We start from the raw sequence: 18,273 nt of genomic DNA on the forward strand, positions 1-18,273 counted from the left end.
TGTGCGGGTACGTGGGCTCACGGGGGTGGGCTTCCTTTACGATCTAGGACTCGTGACCGCTATGACCGCCGTAACCGTACGGGTACCCGCAAAGGTGAACCTTCAGCTAGCGGTAGGGCCGGCGCGCGAAGATGGATACCACGATCTGGTCAATGTCTTCCACGCTGTCTCGCTGTTCGACGAGGTTACCGTCATCGCGGCACAGCCGTGTGCAGAGCGGGGCCTTGTGAGACTTACCGCCGAGGGTGAGACGCATGGGAACACCGCTGGAGTTCCGCTCGACGCGACCAATCTCGCCGCCCGCGCGGTGCACCGCCTGGCTGCTGAGACTGATGCCGGCGCACCCGTGGACATCCAGCTCACCAAGCGCATCCCGGTGGCCGGGGGAATGGCGGGCGGCAGTGCCGACGCCGCGGGCGCGCTTGTGGCGTGCGCCACTCTCTGGGGTGCGGAACTCGGCCATGACCGCCTCCTGGCCCTTGCGGCCGATCTCGGCAGCGACGTCGCCTTCCCGCTCGTCGGCGGGACGGCCGTGGGGACCGGCCGCGGCGAGCTCCTCACTCCAGTGCCGAGCACCGGCCGCTACCACTGGGTCTTCGCGCTCTCCGGTACGGGCCTGTCGACCGGCGCTGTCTTCGGGGAGTACGATCGGCTGCGCCCCGACGCGCCCGAGCCTCGCGAGGACACCGCGCTCATGTCGGCACTCGCCTCGGGGAACGCCCGCGCGCTGGGCGCGGCCCTGCGCAACGACCTGGAGCCCGCGGCGCTGTCGCTGCGGCCGGAGCTGCGCTCGACTCTCGACGCCGGCCGGGACGCGGACGCGCTCGGGGTGATCGTGTCCGGATCCGGCCCGACGTGTGCGTTCCTCGCGGAGGACCGGGCGGCCGCCGCGCACATCGCTGCCGCGCTACGAGAGTCCGGACATTGCGAGCGGGCCCTCGTCGCGCACGGCGACGTACCGGGCGCCACAGTCGTCTGCCAGGAATGACGGCCGGGAGGGCGCACGCGGTAGGGCACCGCTGCGAATCCGACGGCCGCTCCTATTGACCTCAACTGAACTTGAGGTCACATGCTGGGGGCATGTCTGGGACAGCCTTCAGCCGATACGCCGACCTTCCCGCTCTCGTCGGTCTGCTGACCGGGGACGAGAAACACCAGGCCGCAGCCGAGTCCACCCTCGACGTGCTGTGGGTGCTCTATGACCGCATCCTCAACGTGACGCCCGAGACCGCCGACACACCGGACCGCGACCGCTTCCTGCTCTCCAAAGGGCACGGCCCGGCCGCGTACTACGCGGTCCTCGCCGCGAAGGGCTTCCTCGGGGTCAGTGCTCTGCGCACCTGGGGCACGTTCGACTCGCCGCTCGGCCACCACCCGGACCGGGTCCTGGTGCCCGGTGTCGAGATCGGCAGCGGCTCGCTCGGACACGGGCTCGGTCTGGCGCTGGGCACGGCCCTCGCACTGCGGGCCCAGGGCCGGACCGGAGCGCGCGTGGTGGCCCTCGTCGGCGACGCCGAGCTCGACGAGGGGAGCAACCACGAGGCGATCGCCGCCGCCGGCCGCTTCGGGATCGACGGCCTCACCGTGGTCGCCATCGACAACCAGTCCGCATCGCTGGGCTGGCCGGGCGGCATCGGCGAACGTTTCGCGGTCGAGGGGTGGACCACCCGCTCCGCTGACGCGCGCGACCACGAGGCCCTCTACGCGGCACTCACTGACGCCCACCCGGGGCGCCCGCTGGCCGTGACCGCCCGAGTCCAGTACTGAGCAGGGAGGAGAACACCAATGCCGCCGAACGGACCCCCGGGTGCGGATACCGCCGACAACGTAACCCCCACCCGGATGCGCGACGCGTTTGTCAGCACCGCCAGCGCCGCACTCGACGCCGACCCGCGGATCGCCGTTGTGCTCGCCGACATCTCCGCGGACCGCTTCGCTGCCGCCGCGGCCCGGTACCCCGAGCGCGTCATCAACGTCGGTATCCGCGAGCAGCTCATGGCGGGCGTGGCCGGGGGAATGGCGCTGGCCGGAATGCGGCCCGTGGTGCACACCATCGCCCCGTTCCTCGTGGAGCGCCCGTTCGAGCAGCTCAAGCTGGACCTCGGCCATCAGGACACGGGCGCGGTGCTGGTCAGCGTCGGCGCCTCCTACGACTACGCCGCCGGCGGCCGCACACACATGGCGCCCGGGGACGTCGCCCTCTTCGACACCCTCCCGGGCTGGACCGTGCACGTGCCCGGGCACGCAGACGAGGTCACGCGGCTTCTCCGAACCTCGTTGGCGGGGGACGACCGCGTCTACCTGCGGCTCTCGGAGCGCGGGAACGCGGCGGCACGCCCGGCCGAGGGCGGCCTGGTCGTGGTGCGCTCGGGATCCGCCCGTTCCGCTGGTGTCGTTGTGGCCGTGGGTCCGATGCTGGACCGCGCGCTCGCCGCCACCGACGGGCTCGACGTCACGGTCGCCTACACGCCAACGGTCCGCCCGTTCGACCGCGCGGGCCTGAACCGGATCGTCGCGGCGGCGGGCCAGGCCGACGTCCTGCTGGTCGAGCCCTACCTGGAGGGGACGTCCGCGCACGAGGCCGCTGTCGCGCTCGGGGACCGCAGGCACCGGCAGCGGTCCCTCGGTGTCTCCCGGGTCGCCGAAGTGCGCGGCTACGGGAGTGCCGCCGACCACGACCGTGCCCATGGCCTCGACACGGAAGGCATCGCCAAGGCCGCGCGGGACTTCTTCCTGACCTGAGGAGGCCGTACGGGCACGCGAGGGCGCGGGGGCGCCGCGCGTGTCCGCGGCGGCGCCCGGGCCGGCCGCGGGAGCCCGCGGCCGGCCCGGGCGGGACGCCTCGCTCCGGGGGCAGCGCTCAGCGCGCGCGGCGCCGGCGCGCCGTGCGCGGGGGAGTTCCGGCCGGACTCCCGCCGGCGCCGTTCACGCGTGTACCTGTGCGCTCCCACAGCGAAGCCCACTGGTTCGCGGTGAGATCCTTGGGAAGAACGTCCGGTCGCAGTCCGGTGGACCGCAGCCAGGCGTTCAGCGCTCCCCGATCAATCAGGCCCGTTCGGGTCAGGATCTCCCGCAGGCCGCGTCCCGGCCCCGTGAAGACGTGCTCCACGAAGCGCTGGTAGCCCCGCTGGTCGGAGACGAGGGGCGTCACCCGCCGGGTCACGGTGAACAGCCCGCCGTCGACCGAGGGCGCGGGGCGGAAAGAGCGGGCGGGCACGCGCGAGTGCAGCGCGAACTCGTACCATGGCCAGGAGCGCGCGGTCAGCATGGTCGCCCCGCCCACGCCCGCGCGCCGCCGGGCCACCTCCCACTGCGCCAGGAGCACCGCGGTGTGCCAGTGCGGCGCGGCGAGAATCCGGCGCAGGATCGAGGTCGTGAGGTGGAACGGCAGATTGCCGACGATGACGTGCGGGTGGCGTGGGAGCCGGACCCGCAGGATGTCCTCATTGAGGACGGTGACGTTGTCGGGCACGCGCCGGTTGAGGTGGCGCGCGCTTCGGGGGTCGACCTCGACGGCGGTGACCGGCCGGCCCAGCCGGCTCAGTGGCATGGTCACGGTGCCGCTACCGGCGCCGATCTCCACGATTGGGCCTGTGGTCCGCGCGACGAGTTCTTCGATAGCGCTGATGACCGCGCGGTCGACGAGGAAGTTCTGGCCAAGCTCGTGGGGTCCGCCTCTGGGATGACGGGATGACATGGGTGCTCCGCGATAGCTCGTTCGGAGCCGGGCAGCACGAAAAGCCGCACCGGCGATGTCTCCGGCGTGCGGCGGAGCTAATGAGAAAGGGGTCGCCGCGCTAGGCGTTCTTGATCGTCACGCGGATCCCCTCAGATGTGGCAGCCCGCCGCGCTAGGCGGGGCGGGGCCGGACGTAGAAGGCGGCCGGGCAGATGCCCACGGCGCCCATACAGCTACTCATGGCCGTAACACTAGCAATGGGCTCCCGGGCGGGCACCTCGTTTTTCTTCCCGGATCGCCCTGGTCCCTCAGGGGCGCACGCGGGGTGCGTCCGCGGTGGACCCGCGGACCCCGCGGAGCCACCACAATGGGAAGCACGATGAATTTGGTCAATATCGCAGGTGTCTCACTGGCCTACGGCCCACTCGTACTGTTGCGCGACGTCTCTCTCGGGGTGGATGAGGGCGACCGGATCGGGGTGGTCGGCCGCAACGGCGGCGGCAAGTCCACGCTCGTGTCGGTGCTCGCCGCGCGCACCGACCCCGACTCCGGGCGGGTGATCCATACCAGGGGCCTGCGGGTGGGGTTCCTGCAGCAGGGCGACAACTATCCCGAGGGGAGCGTCGCCGACTTCGTCCTCGGCGGGCGCGCCGAGCACGAGTGGGCCGGTGACGCCCGCGTGCGCGACGTCCTGCGCGGCCTACTCAGCGGGTGGGACCTCGCCACGTCGATGGCCAGTCTCTCCGGGGGCGAGCGGCGCCGCGCGGCGCTGGCGCGCCTGCTCATCGAGACGCACGACCTGGTCGTCCTGGACGAACCGACCAACCACCTGGACATCGAGGGCATCACCTGGCTGGCGGGGCACCTTGGCCGCCGCAAGGAGGCGCTCGTGGTGGTGACACACGACCGGTGGTTCCTGGACGCCGTGACCAACCGCACCTGGGAGGTCGTCGACGGCCGCGTCGAGCGCTACGAGGGCGGGTACGCCGCGTACGTGCTGGCGAAGGCCGAGCGGGAGCGGCTCGCCGCGGCGGCCGAGGAGCGGCGGCAGAACCTCATGCGCAAGGAGCTCGCCTGGTTGCACCGCGGACCGCCCGCGCGCACCTCCAAGCCCAAGTTCCGGGTCGAGGCGGCCAACGCACTGATCGCCAACGAGCCGCCGCCCCGCGACACCGTCGAACTGGTCCGCTTCGCGAGTACCCGGTTGGGCAAGACGGTGGTCGACCTCGAGAACGTGTGGCTCAAGGCCGGCGAGCAGGTGCTGCTCGAGGACCTCACCTGGAAGCTCGGGCCGGGCGACCGGGTGGGCCTGGTCGGCGTTAACGGCTCCGGGAAGTCGACCCTGCTGCGCGCGCTCGCCAAGGAACGCGCGCCGGACGCCGGCACTGTCCGGCACGGCAGGACGGTGCACATGGTGCACCTCTCGCAGGGACTGGAAGAGCTGGACCCCCGGCAGCGGCCCCTGGAGGCGGTCGAGGAGGTCCGCGGCTACGTCACCATCGGCAACCGGGAGTTCTCCGCCAGCCAGATGCTGGAGCGCTTCGGGTTCCGCGGCGAGCGCCAGTGGACCCCGATCGGCGATCTTTCCGGTGGAGAGCGGCGCCGGCTGCAGATCCTGCGGCTCCTCATGACGGAGCCGAACGTGATCCTGCTCGACGAGCCCACCAACGACCTGGACATCGAGACCCTGACCGAGCTGGAGGACCTGCTCGACGGGTGGCCCGGATCCCTGGTGCTGGTCACACACGACCGCTACTTCCTGGAGCGTGTCACCGACCGCGTGATGGCGCTCATGGGCGACGGCTCGCTGTCCCTGCTGCCCGGCGGCGTCGAAGAGTACCTCGCCCGGCGGGCCCGCTCCGAGGACATCGGGGAAGTGCCGGTGTCCGACGGCGGGCAGGCGGCTGGTGGCGCGGAGCGTCTGGCCCCAGCGGGCCTCTCGGCGGCGGAACAGCGGACCCTGCGCAAGGAGATGCAGCGTCTGGAGCGCCGCATCGACCGGATCGAAGCCCGCGCGGGCGAGCTCCACGACCAGATGGCCGCCGCGGCCGACGACTACACCCGCCTCGCCGAGCTTGACGGCGAACTCAAGACCCTCCAGGCGGAGAAGGACACCCTGGAGCAGGAGTGGCTCGACGCGGCCGAGCGGCTCGGCGACTGAATCCCGCCCCAAGCCGTCGATCTTGAGGATTTCGTCCCTTCACCGCGCGATAAAGGAACGAAACCCTCAAGATCGACGCCCAGACTGGACGCATGCGACACACGCCACCCTGGCCCACCACTGGTCTTCGGTGCTCTCGTTGGTTGCGTCACCATCGGGCACCCGGAGCGATTCCCGAGGGCTGGCCCATCCGGCGCCTTCGCCGCCCGGTAGCGCACCCATGCGGCTGGCGAATCCACGAAACTCCACAGGCGCCACGAAGGAACCGAATCCGCACGCTCAACAAAACCCGTGCTACACCCCGGCGTCGGGCGCGGGTTCGTCGAGGGGGGACAGCAGCGACCTCAGCAGCGACGCGAGCTGATCGCGTTCGGTCGGCGGCATCCCGCGCAGCAGCGACTCCTCGTACTCCAGGAGCGCGGACAACGCTGTGTCCACCCGTTCCTGGCCTTCGGGGGAGAGGCGCACCAGGACACCGCGCTTGTCGGCGGGATCGGGGCGGCGGTGCACCAGGCCCGCGGCGGCGAGGCGGTCGATCCGGTTGGTCATCGTCCCCGATGTCACCAGGGTGGCGCGCAGCAGCTTGCCCGGGCTCATCTCGTATGGCGGGCCCGAGCGGCGCAGTTCGGCGAGGACGTCGAACTCCCACGGCTCGAGCCCGTGCTCGGTGAACACCGTGCGGCGCGCACGGTCCAGGTGGCGCGCCAACCGCGAGACCCGGCTGAGTACCTGTAACGGCTCGACGTCGAGGTCGGGGCGTTCCGCTCGCCACGCCTCGACAAGTCCATCTACCTCATCCCGCATAACCGCAGCATATCTCTTGATATCAAGAGAAACGGGGTGATCGGGAAAGTGTCGCGCCAAACACGGCCTAGTCGGATCGGCGTTTGCGCGGCGCGCTTTCCAGGCGTGGTTTCGTTTCGAGGCTGGACAGGCCGTTCCAGGCCAGGTTCACCAGATGGGCGGCGACCACCTCCCGTTTGGGTTTGCGGACCTCAAGCCACCACTGGCCGGTAAGAGCCACCATTCCCACGAGTGACTGCGCGTACATGGGAGCCAGCTTGGGGTCGTAGCCGCGCTCTCGGAACTCCTCGGCCAGGATGTGCTCCACCTGCGAGGCGATGTCGCTGATCAGGCTGGCGAAGCTACCGGTGCCCGAGGCGGCGTGCGAGTCGCGGGCCAGGATGCGGAATCCCTGGCTGTACTCCTCGACGTACTGCAGCAGCGCGAGCGCCGCCTGCTCGATCTTGCCGCGGGCATGGTCAGCGGTCAGGGACTCGCCGACCATGCTGAGCAACGTGTGCATCTCGCGGTCGACCACAACGGCGTAGATGCCTTCCTTGCCGCCGAAGTGCTCGTAGACCACGGGTTTGGAGACGTTGGCGCGGGCCGCGATCTCCTCGATGGAGGTGCCGTCGAAGCCGCGTTCGGCGAACAGCTCACGACCGATGTCGAGAAGCTGTTCCCGGCGCTCCTTGCCGGTCATGCGCTTCCGACTGGACCGGGGTTTCTGTTCGCTCACGGCTGCCATAGTGGCCACCCACTCTAGATACTGACGCGCTTGGCTGCCAGTCGTTCCTTGTTGGGCCAGCGCACCTTGGTGGCCCAGCCCAGCTTCTCGAACACTGCGATGACGCGGGCGCTGATGTCGATCTGGCCCTTGAGTACGCCGTGGCGCGCGCAGGTGGGGTCGGCGTGGTGCAGGTTGTGCCAGGACTCCCCGAAGGAGGGGATGGCCAGCCACCAGACGTTGCGCGAACGGTCGCGGACCTCGAAGTTCTCCTCGCCGATGGTGTGGCAGATGGAGTTGATCGACCAGGTGACGTGGTGCAGCAGCGCGACCCGGACGAGCCCTGCCCAGAAGAACGCGGTGAGCGCGCCCCACCACGACATTGTGAGCAGGCCGCCCATCAGGGCCGGGGCTCCCAGTGACACCGCCACGAGCGGAATGAACATCCGGTCGACCTTGACGATGTCGCGGTCCTTGAGCAGGTCCGGGGTGAACCGCTTCGGCGACGTCTTCTCCTCGTCGAGGTAGAGCCAGGCCATGTGCGCGTAGTAGAGCCCCTTGGCGACGGAGCGCCAGTCGTCGCCGAAGCGCCAGGGAGAGTGCGGGTCGCCCTCGGCGTCGGCGTACTTGTGGTGCCTGCGATGGTCGGCGACCCACTTGATGACGGATCCCTGGATCGCGAGGCTGCCGGCCACGGCCAGCGCGATGCGCAACCCGCGGTTCGCCTTGAAGGAGCCGTGGGTGAAGTGGCGGTGATAGCCGACCGTGATGCCGAGTCCGCTGACGAGGTAGAAGAACGCGCCGATCGCGATGTCGATGCCGGTGAGGCCCCACCCCCATGCGAAGGGGACGGCGGCGGCAAGAGCGAGCAGCGGGATGAAGACGAACGCGAAAACGGTGTAGCGCTCGGCCTTCCCCCGGCCCTCAGGGTCCACTTCCGGCTCCGGCGCTCGTTTCGGCGCGGGATCGGTTGCGATCTCGGGTGTAGCGGTCATCTTCCCACCTTGGTCAGGACGGCCGTGCGACTGGTTGGCATGTGACGCGCGGAGTACCACTGCCGCCACCGACCGCCCGGCGTGAGCATTGATCTTGCACTACCTACGTTACCGTAACTTACGGCTTCGTAGGTAGGGCGAGGCGCACCCGGTTTTTTCTGGGGGCGTGCTCCGGGGAAGGGGCCTGAGGGGCCGCGGTCGGCCTGTGGTGCGGGGGTGGGTAGTAGGGGGAGGAACCCGCCGGGCGGCGGTGCTACTCCGCCCGCCCGCGGGTCGCGCTATTCCGAGATGACCACCGGAGGCCATAGGCGCTAATGTTGGGGCCCGGAACGACGGCGGTTCCACCGCACGGCTACAGCGAGGGCGGGTGGAATGTCCGTATTATTCCCGGGTGGTGTAATCGGCAGCATAGCGGACTTTGAATCCGTTGGTTCAGGTTCGAGCCCTGGCCCGGGAGCGCCGTCTGGCCAGTGCACAGCACTGTCCGGGAGCCAGACACGCCAAGGGCGGGCCATCGGCCCGCCCTCTCGTGTGTCCGTGCCACCCGCCCGGCAGTGTCGCGTCGTCTCCATGCCCCGCGTGTATGCTGCCCATGTCGGCCCCTTGGTCGGCTGTTCGGCCGTTCGGGCAGCCTGGTCCACCTCGCCGACACGTCACGTCGACCGACGTCGCATCCGCGGGGAGCGGTGCCGCGCGCGCCGACTAATCGAGACCTTTTCGTACGAATCGCCAGCGACATGAGGAGTCTCCGCCAGTGAGCGCGAGCCGCCCGGCTGCCGTCATCGTCCTTGCGGCGGGCGAGGGCACCCGAATGAAGTCCAGGCTTCCCAAGGTCCTCCACGAGATCTGCGGTCGGAGCATGCTGGGGCATGTCCTGGCCGCGGCCGAGGAGCCGCGGCCCGAACGGACCGTCGTGGTCGTGGGCCATGGGCGCGACCAGGTGCGCCAGCATCTCAAGGACACCGCGCCCTGGGTGCGCACTGCCGTGCAGGACGAGCAGAAGGGCACCGGGCACGCGGTCCGCATGGCCATCGAGGAACTGCGCGAGCAGGGAGTCACGCTCTCCGGCACCGTCGTCCTCGTCTACGGCGACACCCCGCTGCTGCGCGGCGAGACCCTCACCGACCTGGTGAGCGCGCACGAAACCGCTGCCAACGCCGTCACGGTGCTCTCGGCCAGGGTTCCCGACCCGGCCGGTTACGGCCGGGTCGTCCGCGACGCTTCGGGCGCGTTCACCGAGATCGTCGAGGACGCGGACGCCACCGGCGAGCAGAAGGCCCTCGACGAGATCAACTCCGGGATGTACGCCTTCGACGGCGCGCTCCTCACCGACGTGGTCACCAGGCTGCCAACGGACAACGCCAAGGGTGAGGAGTACATCACCGACGCCGCGGGCATCCTGCGAGGCGAAGGGCACCGCGTGGACGCCGCCGCGGCCCGCGAGTGGGTGCAGATCCAGGGCGTCAACGACCGGGTCCAGCTCGCCGAGGCGCGCCGGCTGCTCACCGACCGCCTGCTCACCGCGCACATGCGCGAGGGGGTCACGGTCATCGACCCCGCGTCGACCTGGGTCGACGTTGGGGTGCGGATCGGGCGCGACACCGTCATCGAACCGCAGACGCAGCTCATGGGGCAGACCGCCGTCGGTGCGGGCGCGCAGGTGGGGCCGGGCTCCCGGCTGTCCGACACCACGGTCGGCGACGACGCCGTTGTCCAGCACGTCGTTGCCGAGGGGGCGGAGATCGGCCCGGGTGTGAATGTGGGACCCTATGCCTACCTGCGTCCGGGTGCGGTGCTGGAACAAGCGTCCAAGATCGGCACCTTCGTTGAGGTGAAGAACTCCACCGTCGGCGAGGGATCCAAGGTTCCGCACCTGACCTACGTCGGCGACGCCGATATCGGGCAGGGTGTGAATATCGGCGCGTCCTCGGTGTTCGTGAACTACGACGGTGTCGAGAAGCACCGTACGACCATCGGGAACCACGCGCGGACCGGCAGCGACACCATGTTCGTGGCGCCGGTCAACGTCGGCGACGGCGCCTACACGGGTGCCGGGGCCGTCGTGCGTGCGGACGTGCCGCCCGGCGCGCTCGCGATCACCACGGGTGAGCAGCGCAACATCGAGGGCTGGGTGCCACGGAAACGTCCCGGGACGCCCGCTGCCGACGCCGCTCAGCGGGCACTCGACGGAGGGGACGCGGGCAGCGCGAGCAAGGCGGACGATAAGTGAGCCTGGGGGAACCTAGAGTGACGGGTATGAAGGCCGCGGGCCAGAAGAAGCTGATGCTGTTCTCGGGGCGTACGCACCCCGAGTTGGCGGAGCAGGTCGCCGAACAGCTCGGGATCGAGGTCGCGCCGGCGAAGTTCCAGGACTTCGCGAACGGCGAGATCTACGTGCGCTACCAGGAGTCGGTGCGCGGGAGCGACGCGTTCGTGCTGCAGACCCACTCCGACCCGATCAACCAGTCGGTGATGGAGCAGCTCATCATGGTCGACGCGCTGAAGCGCGCCTCGGCCAAGCGGATCACCGTGGTGACACCGTTCCTCGCCTACGCGCGCCAGGACAAGAAGCACATGGGCCGCGAGCCGATCTCCGCGCGGCTCATGACCGACCTGTTCCGGACGGCCGGCGCCAACCGGCTGATGTCTATCGACCTGCACACCGACCAGATCCAGGGCTACTTCGACGGCCCGGTCGACCACCTGTTCGCGCTGCCGCTGCTGGCCGACTACATCCAGACCCGGGTGAGCGGGACCGGAGCCACGGTCGTCTCGCCGGACGCCGGCCGGGTCCGTACCGCCGACCGCTGGGCCGACCGGCTCGGCCTGCCGCTGGCGATCATCCACAAGCGGCGCGACCCCGAGGTCGCCAACCAGGTCAAGGTGCACGAGGTCGTCGGCGAGGTCGAAGGGCGCACCTGCATCGTGGTCGACGACATGATCGACACCGCGGGCACCATCGTGAAGGCCGCCGACGCCCTGATCGAGCAGGGGGCGAGCAACGTCATCGCCGCGGCGACGCACGGCGTGCTGTCCGGCCCGGCACCGGAGCGGCTGCAGGACTCCCGGATCTCCGAGGTCGTCATCACCGACTCGCTGCCGGTCCCCAAGGAACGCGACTTCGAGAAACTGACCCAGCTCTCGATCGCGCCGCTGCTGGCCCGCGCGATAAGCGAAGTCTTCAGTGACGGCTCGGTGACGAGCCTGTTCGAGCCGAAGTAACCCCGGCCCCGCGAGACGGCCGTGTACTCAAGGCCGCGCGGAACCCATTAGACTAGCCGGGTATCCCCTGTCCGCGGGGTTGCGTGTGCTGCCACGGAGCCCTCGCCGCACAGCGGCGGCGACCAGTTGTCACCTGGTGGATGTCCGCGAGCCGGTTCCGTCCGGAGACGATTCGCCGGGCGTGGTTGGGCTGTGGCACGGTTGTGCCCGCTTCCCGGGCAGGGGCTGGTCTCGGTTGTCTCCCCCGTGGACGCGGGGCGCCTTCCGAGGCCCTGTAGAGCGCAAGCCTCGCTCAGGCGAGGATGATCCGTCGTGTTCCTCGCTCAGGCGGGGATGATCCCGAGGAGTTTTGTCGTGTCCGAGGTACGCATCGCCGCCGAGTCGCGCACCGAATTCGGCAAGGGCGCCTCCCGGCGCGCCCGCCGCGCGGGTAGGGTGCCGGCCGTCCTCTACGGCCACGGCACCGACCCTCGTCACATCACCATCGACAACCACGCCCTGATGTTGGCGCTGAAGACGCCGAACGTCCTGCTGCGCGTCGACGGCCTGAAGGGTGTCGACAACCTCTGCCTGCCCAAGGCCGTGCAGCGCGACCCCATCAAGGGCTTCCTGGAGCATGTTGACCTGCTGGTGGTCAAGAAGGGCGAGAAGGTCACCGTGGAGATCCCGGTGACCCTCACCGGTGAGATCGCCGCGGGCGGGGTGCTCAACCAGGAGCTGACCCAGGTCGAGGTCGAGGCCGAGGCCACCCACATCCCCGAGGGTGTGGAGCTCGACGTCGAGGGTCTGGAGGTTGGTACCCAGATCAGTGCCGCCGACCTGCGGATGCCCGCCGGCACCACGCTGGCGAGCGACCCCGAGACGCTGGTCCTGACGATCTCGGCCGAGCGGACCGAAGAAGAGGTCGAGGCCGAGATCGCCGAGCCCGGCGAGGGGGCCGCGGTGCCCGCCGCGGAGGAGGCGGGCGGAGCCGCCGAGTCCAGCGAGTAGTCCGACGGTCCATTCGGAAGGGTTCGAGCACCGATGCGCGGTCTCCTGCGGCGCCTGCGAGGAGGCCGCGCGCCTGTGTCCGGGGCGGGCCCGGAGAGCGGCGAGGGAGATGCGAGCGTGGAGCGCTGGCTGGTCGTCGGCTTGGGCAACCCGGGACCCACGTACGCCGGGAACCGGCACAACGTCGGATTCATGGTCGCCGACCTCCTGGCCGAGCGCTCCGGCGCGCGGTGGAAGGCGCACAAGGCGCATGCCGAGGTGAGCGAGACCCGCGTCGAGGGTGTCCCCGCGGTGCTGGCCAAACCCCGGTCGTACATGAACCGCTCCGGCGGGCCGGTCGCCGGGCTGAGCTCCTACTACAAGGTGCCGCTGGAACGGATCGTGGTCATCCACGACGACCTCGACATCGAGTTCGGCGCGCTGAAGCTGAAACGCGGCGGCGGAGCCGGCGGGCACAATGGCCTGCGCTCCATCAACGCGTCGATGCAGGGCCCCGACTACATCCGGGTGCGGTTCGGTGTGGGCCGTCCGCCGGGCCGTATGGACGCCGCGACCTATGTGCTGAAGGACTTCTCCGCGGTGGAGCGCAAGGAGCTTGAGCTGAACATCGAGCGCGCGGCTGACGCCGCGCGGACCGTTCTGACCGACGGCCTGGAGAAGGCACAGAACGTGTACCACACCGCACAGTAGCGTGCCGCCGCTGTGGGGACGGGTCGGAGGTGAGGTGCGATGACCGCGTTCCGCCGCCGCTCGTCGTGGCGCCGGACCCCGCTGGTTCGCTGCGGTCCTGACCCCGCGCCGTCGAGGGAGCACACGTGTGGCAATGTTGCTCCACGGTGTGCGCTGGCCGGGACCGGCCGCGCGGGAGCCGCGCCGGGTGTGTCGGTGTATGGGCCCTTGGTGCCGGAATCCGTCCGTACCGAGCCGTGTTACGTGGAAAACTGGTCGCTGGCCGTGGACGTCCGGATATTGGGGACGGTGTGGTCTGGTGATCCGTGGGCAGGAGCGAGCTGAATCCGGTGAGCAGTATCCGAAACGATCATGAAGTGGCACGCGACCTCGCGACCGAGGCGGGCCAGCAGTTGCTGCGCCTGCGTGCCCGGCACGGCTTCGAGGAACCCGAGGTCCTCCGCACGCTCGGCGACCGCACGTCGCACGAGTTCCTCTTCTCAGCGCTGGGCCGGCTTCGCCCGAGCGACGCGGTGCTGTCCGAGGAGGGCGCCGACGACAGTGCGCGCCTCAGTGCCGAGCGGGTGTGGATCATCGACCCGCTCGACGGCACCCGCGAGTACTCCGAGTCCGGCCGTACCGACTGGGCGGTGCACGTAGCGCTGTGGGAGCGCGAGGAGCTCGTCGCCGGCGCGGTGGCCCTTCCGGCCCAGGGGAGTGTGCTCTCGACCGTCGATCCGCCGTGGCTGCCCGAGGAGCGCCCGTCGGGTCAGCGGTTGCGCATCACCTCCAGCCGGACCCGGCCGCCGGAGTTCGTGCAACGGATGGCCACGCAGTTGGGCGCCGAGGTGATCCCCATGGGGTCAGCGGGCGCCAAGATCTGCGCGGTGCTGCTGGGAATGGCCGACATTTACGTTCACGCAGGGGGGCAGTACGAGTGGGACAGCGCAGCGCCGGTAGTGGTCGCGCAGGCCGCCGGGCTCCATGCGTCCAGGGTCGATGGGACGAAACTGGCATACAACAGGGCAGATCCGTCACTTCCGGATATCCTGGTATGCCGACCGGAATTGTCGAGTACCTTGTTGGCAAGCATCCGCGACGTCGCGGATCGGGACAGCACGGGTCCACACACGGCGGGTTGACCACCGGCCCCGCCAGTGTGCGTGGTAAGAGCGTGAGGCGGGGTTCATGAGTCAGGTCGATCAGCCGGCGCTGGGGCGGTACCAGCTTTCCCAGCTCGATTTCCTCGAAGCCGAGGCAATCTTCATCATGCGCGAGGTCGCCGCGGAGTTCGATCGTCCGGTGTTGCTTTTCTCCGGCGGCAAGGACTCCATCGTCATGCTCCGCCTCGCGGAGAAGGCGTTCTGGCCGGGGGCGGTCCCCTTCCCGGTGATGCATGTCGACACCGGGCACAACTTCCCGGAGGTCATGGAGTTCCGGGACCGCCGCCTCGGCGAGGCGGGGGTGCGGTTGATCGTGGCGTCGGTGCAGGAGCAGATCGACGCGGGCAAGGTCACCGAGCCCACCGGCCGCTGGGCGAGCCGCAACCGGTTGCAGACCGCGGCGCTGCTGGAGGCCATCGAGGAGCACGGCTTCGACGCGGCGTTCGGTGGGGCGCGGCGCGACGAGGAGAAGGCGCGGGCCAAGGAGCGCATCTTCTCGTTCCGCGACGAGTTCGGCCAGTGGGACCCCAAGGTGCAGCGTCCCGAGCTGTGGAACGTGTACAACACCCGGACCGAGCGTGGCGAGCACATCCGGGTGTTCCCGCTGTCGAACTGGACCGAGCTCGACATCTGGGGCTACATCGCGCGCGAGCAGCTTGAGCTGCCCAACATCTACCTCTCCCACGAGCGGCGGGTGTTCGAGCGCGACGGGATCCTGCTCGCCGACAACCCCTACGTCACCCGGGGGCCGGATGAGGAGGTCTTCGAGACCACGGTGCGCTACCGCACCGTGGGCGACATGACCTGTACGGGTGCGGTCCGCTCCACCGCCACCGAGCTCGACGACATCATCGCCGAGATCGCGGCCACCCGGATCACCGAGCGTGGCCAGACCCGTGCCGACGACCGCTCCAGCGAAGCGGCCATGGAAGACCGCAAGCGCGAGGGATACTTCTAACCCTTCGCGGCTGACCAGCCCGCCCGTCCCCCAGACCTACTGGATCACCTGCACATGAGATCAGACATCCTGCGGCTCGCCACGGCCGGCTCCGTCGACGACGGCAAGAGCACCCTGATCGGCCGGCTGCTCTACGACTCCAAGTCCATCCTCGAAGACCAGCTCGACGCGGTTGAGCGTTCCAGCCAGGACCGCGGCGAGGAGCAGACCAACCTCGCGCTGCTCACCGACGGCCTGCGCGCCGAGCGCGAGCAGGGCATCACCATCGACGTGGCCTACCGCTACTTCGCCACGCCCCGCCGGACCTTCATCATCGCCGACACCCCCGGCCATGTGCAGTACACGCGCAACATGGTGACCGGTGCCTCGACATCCGACCTCGCGGTCATCCTGGTCGACGCGCGCAAGGGGCTGCAGGAGCAGAGCCGGCGGCACGCGTTCCTCACCACGCTGCTGCAGGTGCGCCACTTGGTGCTGGCCATCAACAAGATGGACCTGGTCGACTACTCCCAGGAGCGGTTCGAGGAGATCAAGGAGGAGTTCACCGACTTCGCCTCCAAGCTCGACGTGGGCGACCTGACGTTCATCCCCATCTCGGCGCTGAACGGTGACAACGTCGTGGACACGTCGATGAACATGGCGTGGTACGAGGGCCCGTCTCTGCTGCACCACCTGGAGAACGTGCACATCGCTTCCGACCGCAATCTGGTCGACGTGCGCTTCCCGGTGCAGTACGTGGTCCGGCCGCAGAAGTCGGCCGACCCCGAGCTGCACGACTACCGCGGCTACGCCGGCCAGGTCGCCGGAGGCGTCCTCAAGGCCGGCGACGACGTCATGCACCTGCCGTCCGGTCTGACCAGCCGGATCGCCAAGATCGTCACGGCTGACGGCGAGGTGGCCGAGGCCTTCCCGCCAATGGCGGTCACCCTGCTGCTCGAAGACGACCTCGACATCTCCCGCGGCGACCTCATCTGCCGGCCGCACAACAAGCCGGCGGTCGCGCGCGACATCGATGCCATGGTGAGCTGGATGGCCGAGGCCAAGGCACTGACGCCAGGATCGAAGCTGCTCGTCAAGCACACCACCCGCACCGCGAAGGTACTGGTGCGCGACATCCTGTACCGGCTGGACGTCAACTCACTGCACCGTGACGAGGACGCCGAGCACCTGGAGCTGAACGAGATCGGCCGGGTCACGCTCCGCACGGCCCATCCGCTGTTCGTCGACGAGTACAAGAAGAACCGGCTGACCGGCGGGTTCATCCTGATCGACGAGGGCACCAACCAGACGGTCGGCGCGGGGATGGTCGTCGGCGCCGAGTGAGCGCGGGGACTCTGGGCGCCGATCTTGAGGATTCCGTTCCTTTGTAGCGCTTAGAGGGAACGGAATCCTCAAGATCGGTAATGAGGACCCGATTCCCGCCGGCACGGTCATCCCGCGTGCGACGATCCGGAGTTGGGCCAGTGGGCCCGCGCGGTTTCGCGTGCCGCCCGTTCGCGCAGCCCGTTGAGCGCCGGAAGCAGCCAGTCGTCGACCGCGGCCAGCCGCCCGCCGCCCTCGACTTGGTCGTGCAGGTACCGCGTCGCCAGGTCGATCAGGTAGAGAGCCATGACCGTCGATACCGCGCTGCTCGGTAACCCCGCGTCGGCCAGCAGCGGATCCCGGAGCAGCAGTGCGCCGTTGTCCAGCCATCGCCGCACCCCCGGGCGGACCCCCGCCTGCACGCACTCGTTCAGCTCGTAGTGCAGGGCGTCGAAGCCCAGCGGAACGCCGAACCTCAGGCGCTCCCAGTCCCACACGAAGGCGCGGCGTGCTGTCGCCGCGATGTTCCACCGGGTGAGGTCGCCGTGCCAGGCGCCGAACGGCACCCGGATGTCGGGCAGCCGGTAGAGTGCGGCGCGCAGCGCCGCCGCCTCCGGGCGGGCGGAGAGCGCGTCGAGCCGGGTGTTCAGCGTCTCGAGGTAGGGGCTGCGCGAGAGGGCGCGCTCGGCGACGCGGTCCAGGTGGGCGATCCGCAGCACGCAGCGCAGCAGTTGGCGGCGCGTCGGGCGGTCGGTCTGGTGGCCGACGGGCAGCGCCTCCTGGACCAGCAGCGGGCGCCCGTTCCACTCGCCGACGTGCAGCAGCCGGGGCGCGGTGATACCCGGAAGGCGCGAGTCGGCGAGCCGCCGAAGCGCCTGCGTCTCCGCCTGGACCAGCCGCGATGTCAGGTCGTTGATTCCGATCTTGGCGTAACCGACAGCGCGGCCGGCCGGGGTCAGCAGGAGGAGGACGGGCTTGCGGGCGGCGCGCGGCGGGCCGATGTGGATCGCGATCAGTACCTCGCGGTCCAGCGCTGCGGCCAGCGCGTGCTCGATCGTCCACCCCGAACCCACGTGCAACCGGTCGCGTAGCAGCAAGGGCGCCAGGCCACTGGTGAACGCTGTCGTCAGAACGCTCGTGCGAAGCCGGTCGCGGAAGGTGTGGCGGTGCGCGAACGCCGTGATCCCGCGTGCCGCGACGTAGCGGTTGGTGATCGGCAGGATCACCCGCGGGTTGTGCGCCGAGGGGACCGGAAGGTATTCGCGCACCCGGTCCCGGCCGCCGTCGTGTGCGCGAGCCGGATCGCGGGGGAGGGCGTGCTCGCCGCCCCGCCCCAGTAGACCGCCGCACGGCCACAGCACCTCAGCGAGGTCGGTCAAGTAGGCGGTCTCGCTGTTCACCGCCGAACACCCCCTCCCCCCGGTTTGGGAGCGGCGGCGGGGTCCACGGGCAATGATCCTTTCCGTGATTAACACAACTAGTAATGCTTCAACTACCAAGAGTAATGGTAATCATGCTGCCAAAGGGGGAGCCTGACAGGCGTTTCCCGCGTTTCTGTAAAGCACGAAGGGCGGTGCGCTCCCGGATGCGGCCGCACCGCCCCGCCATGGCGAGGCACTCGTTCG

At 69.7% G+C, this 18,273-nt stretch carries 16 protein-coding genes and 1 tRNA gene; 12 read left to right on the top strand and 5 right to left on the bottom strand.

Features of this window, described 5'->3' with window-relative positions:
• Nucleotides 1-61: 61 nt before the first annotated feature.
• The 3 genes from F4561_RS02595 (at nt 62) to F4561_RS02605 (ending at nt 2,742) form a co-directional block, all read left to right on the top strand.
• Nucleotides 62-988 (top strand): 4-(cytidine 5'-diphospho)-2-C-methyl-D-erythritol kinase, encoded by a 927-nt coding sequence (locus F4561_RS02595; protein ID WP_184574398.1) that lies wholly within the window; start codon nt 62-64, stop codon nt 986-988.
• A gap of 92 nt (nt 989-1,080) precedes the next feature.
• Complete coding sequence (locus F4561_RS02600; RefSeq protein WP_184574400.1) at nt 1,081-1,767, top strand: thiamine pyrophosphate-binding protein; 687 nt, start codon at nt 1,081-1,083, stop codon at nt 1,765-1,767.
• A gap of 75 nt (nt 1,768-1,842) precedes the next feature.
• Nucleotides 1,843-2,742, top strand: coding sequence for a transketolase family protein (locus F4561_RS02605; protein WP_184583074.1), 900 nt, complete (start codon nt 1,843-1,845; stop codon nt 2,740-2,742).
• Nucleotides 2,743-2,860: 118 nt separating this feature from the next.
• Here F4561_RS02605 and erm read toward each other — a convergent pair whose 3' ends face one another.
• Nucleotides 2,861-3,697 (bottom strand): 23S ribosomal RNA methyltransferase Erm, encoded by an 837-nt coding sequence (erm, locus tag F4561_RS02610; protein ID WP_184574402.1) that lies wholly within the window; start codon nt 3,695-3,697, stop codon nt 2,861-2,863.
• Nucleotides 3,698-4,057: 360 nt separating this feature from the next.
• On the opposite strand from erm, the gene F4561_RS02615 reads away from it, so the two are divergent.
• Nucleotides 4,058-5,839, top strand: coding sequence for an ABC-F family ATP-binding cassette domain-containing protein (locus tag F4561_RS02615; protein ID WP_184574405.1), 1,782 nt, complete (start codon nt 4,058-4,060; stop codon nt 5,837-5,839).
• 294 nt (nt 5,840-6,133) lie between these two features.
• Here F4561_RS02615 and F4561_RS02620 read toward each other — a convergent pair whose 3' ends face one another.
• From F4561_RS02620 to F4561_RS02630, 3 genes are all read right to left on the bottom strand, one after another.
• Nucleotides 6,134-6,643, bottom strand: a complete 510-nt coding sequence (locus tag F4561_RS02620; protein ID WP_184574407.1) for a MarR family winged helix-turn-helix transcriptional regulator — start codon at nt 6,641-6,643, stop codon at nt 6,134-6,136.
• 67 nt (nt 6,644-6,710) lie between these two features.
• On the bottom strand, nt 6,711-7,370 hold the full coding sequence (locus tag F4561_RS02625; RefSeq protein WP_184574409.1) for a TetR/AcrR family transcriptional regulator: 660 nt from the start codon (nt 7,368-7,370) through the stop codon (nt 6,711-6,713).
• 14 nt (nt 7,371-7,384) lie between these two features.
• Complete coding sequence (locus F4561_RS02630; RefSeq protein WP_184574411.1) at nt 7,385-8,344, bottom strand: acyl-CoA desaturase; 960 nt, start codon at nt 8,342-8,344, stop codon at nt 7,385-7,387.
• Between the two features lie 385 nt (nt 8,345-8,729).
• Here F4561_RS02630 and F4561_RS02635 point away from each other — a divergent pair.
• From F4561_RS02635 to cysN, 8 genes are all read left to right on the top strand, one after another.
• Nucleotides 8,730-8,801: transfer RNA gene (locus F4561_RS02635), tRNA-Gln, on the top strand.
• Between the two features lie 297 nt (nt 8,802-9,098).
• Nucleotides 9,099-10,574 (top strand): bifunctional UDP-N-acetylglucosamine diphosphorylase/glucosamine-1-phosphate N-acetyltransferase GlmU, encoded by a 1,476-nt coding sequence (gene glmU / locus F4561_RS02640; protein WP_184574413.1) that lies wholly within the window; start codon nt 9,099-9,101, stop codon nt 10,572-10,574.
• A gap of 17 nt (nt 10,575-10,591) precedes the next feature.
• Nucleotides 10,592-11,566 (top strand): ribose-phosphate diphosphokinase, encoded by a 975-nt coding sequence (locus F4561_RS02645; RefSeq protein WP_184574415.1) that lies wholly within the window; start codon nt 10,592-10,594, stop codon nt 11,564-11,566.
• A gap of 354 nt (nt 11,567-11,920) precedes the next feature.
• A complete protein-coding gene (locus F4561_RS02650; protein WP_184574417.1) occupies nt 11,921-12,556 on the top strand; it encodes a 50S ribosomal protein L25/general stress protein Ctc in 636 nt (211 codons plus the stop codon).
• A gap of 33 nt (nt 12,557-12,589) precedes the next feature.
• Complete coding sequence (pth, locus tag F4561_RS02655; RefSeq protein WP_184574419.1) at nt 12,590-13,246, top strand: aminoacyl-tRNA hydrolase; 657 nt, start codon at nt 12,590-12,592, stop codon at nt 13,244-13,246.
• A 329-nt stretch (nt 13,247-13,575) separates the two neighbouring features.
• On the top strand, nt 13,576-14,367 hold the full coding sequence (locus tag F4561_RS02660; RefSeq protein WP_184574421.1) for a 3'(2'),5'-bisphosphate nucleotidase CysQ: 792 nt from the start codon (nt 13,576-13,578) through the stop codon (nt 14,365-14,367).
• A gap of 46 nt (nt 14,368-14,413) precedes the next feature.
• On the top strand, nt 14,414-15,346 hold the full coding sequence (gene cysD, locus F4561_RS02665; RefSeq protein WP_184574423.1) for a sulfate adenylyltransferase subunit CysD: 933 nt from the start codon (nt 14,414-14,416) through the stop codon (nt 15,344-15,346).
• A gap of 54 nt (nt 15,347-15,400) precedes the next feature.
• Entirely contained in the window at nt 15,401-16,669 is a 1,269-nt protein-coding gene (gene cysN / locus F4561_RS02670; protein ID WP_184574425.1) for a sulfate adenylyltransferase subunit CysN, read from the top strand.
• A gap of 107 nt (nt 16,670-16,776) precedes the next feature.
• On the opposite strand, the gene F4561_RS02675 is transcribed toward cysN, so the two are convergent.
• A complete protein-coding gene (locus F4561_RS02675) occupies nt 16,777-18,048 on the bottom strand; it encodes a phosphotransferase (RefSeq protein WP_184574427.1) in 1,272 nt (423 codons plus the stop codon).
• Between the last annotated feature and the right edge of the window lie 225 nt (nt 18,049-18,273).

This window comes from Lipingzhangella halophila (assembly GCF_014203805.1).
Classification (GTDB): domain Bacteria; phylum Actinomycetota; class Actinomycetes; order Streptosporangiales; family Streptosporangiaceae; genus Lipingzhangella; species Lipingzhangella halophila.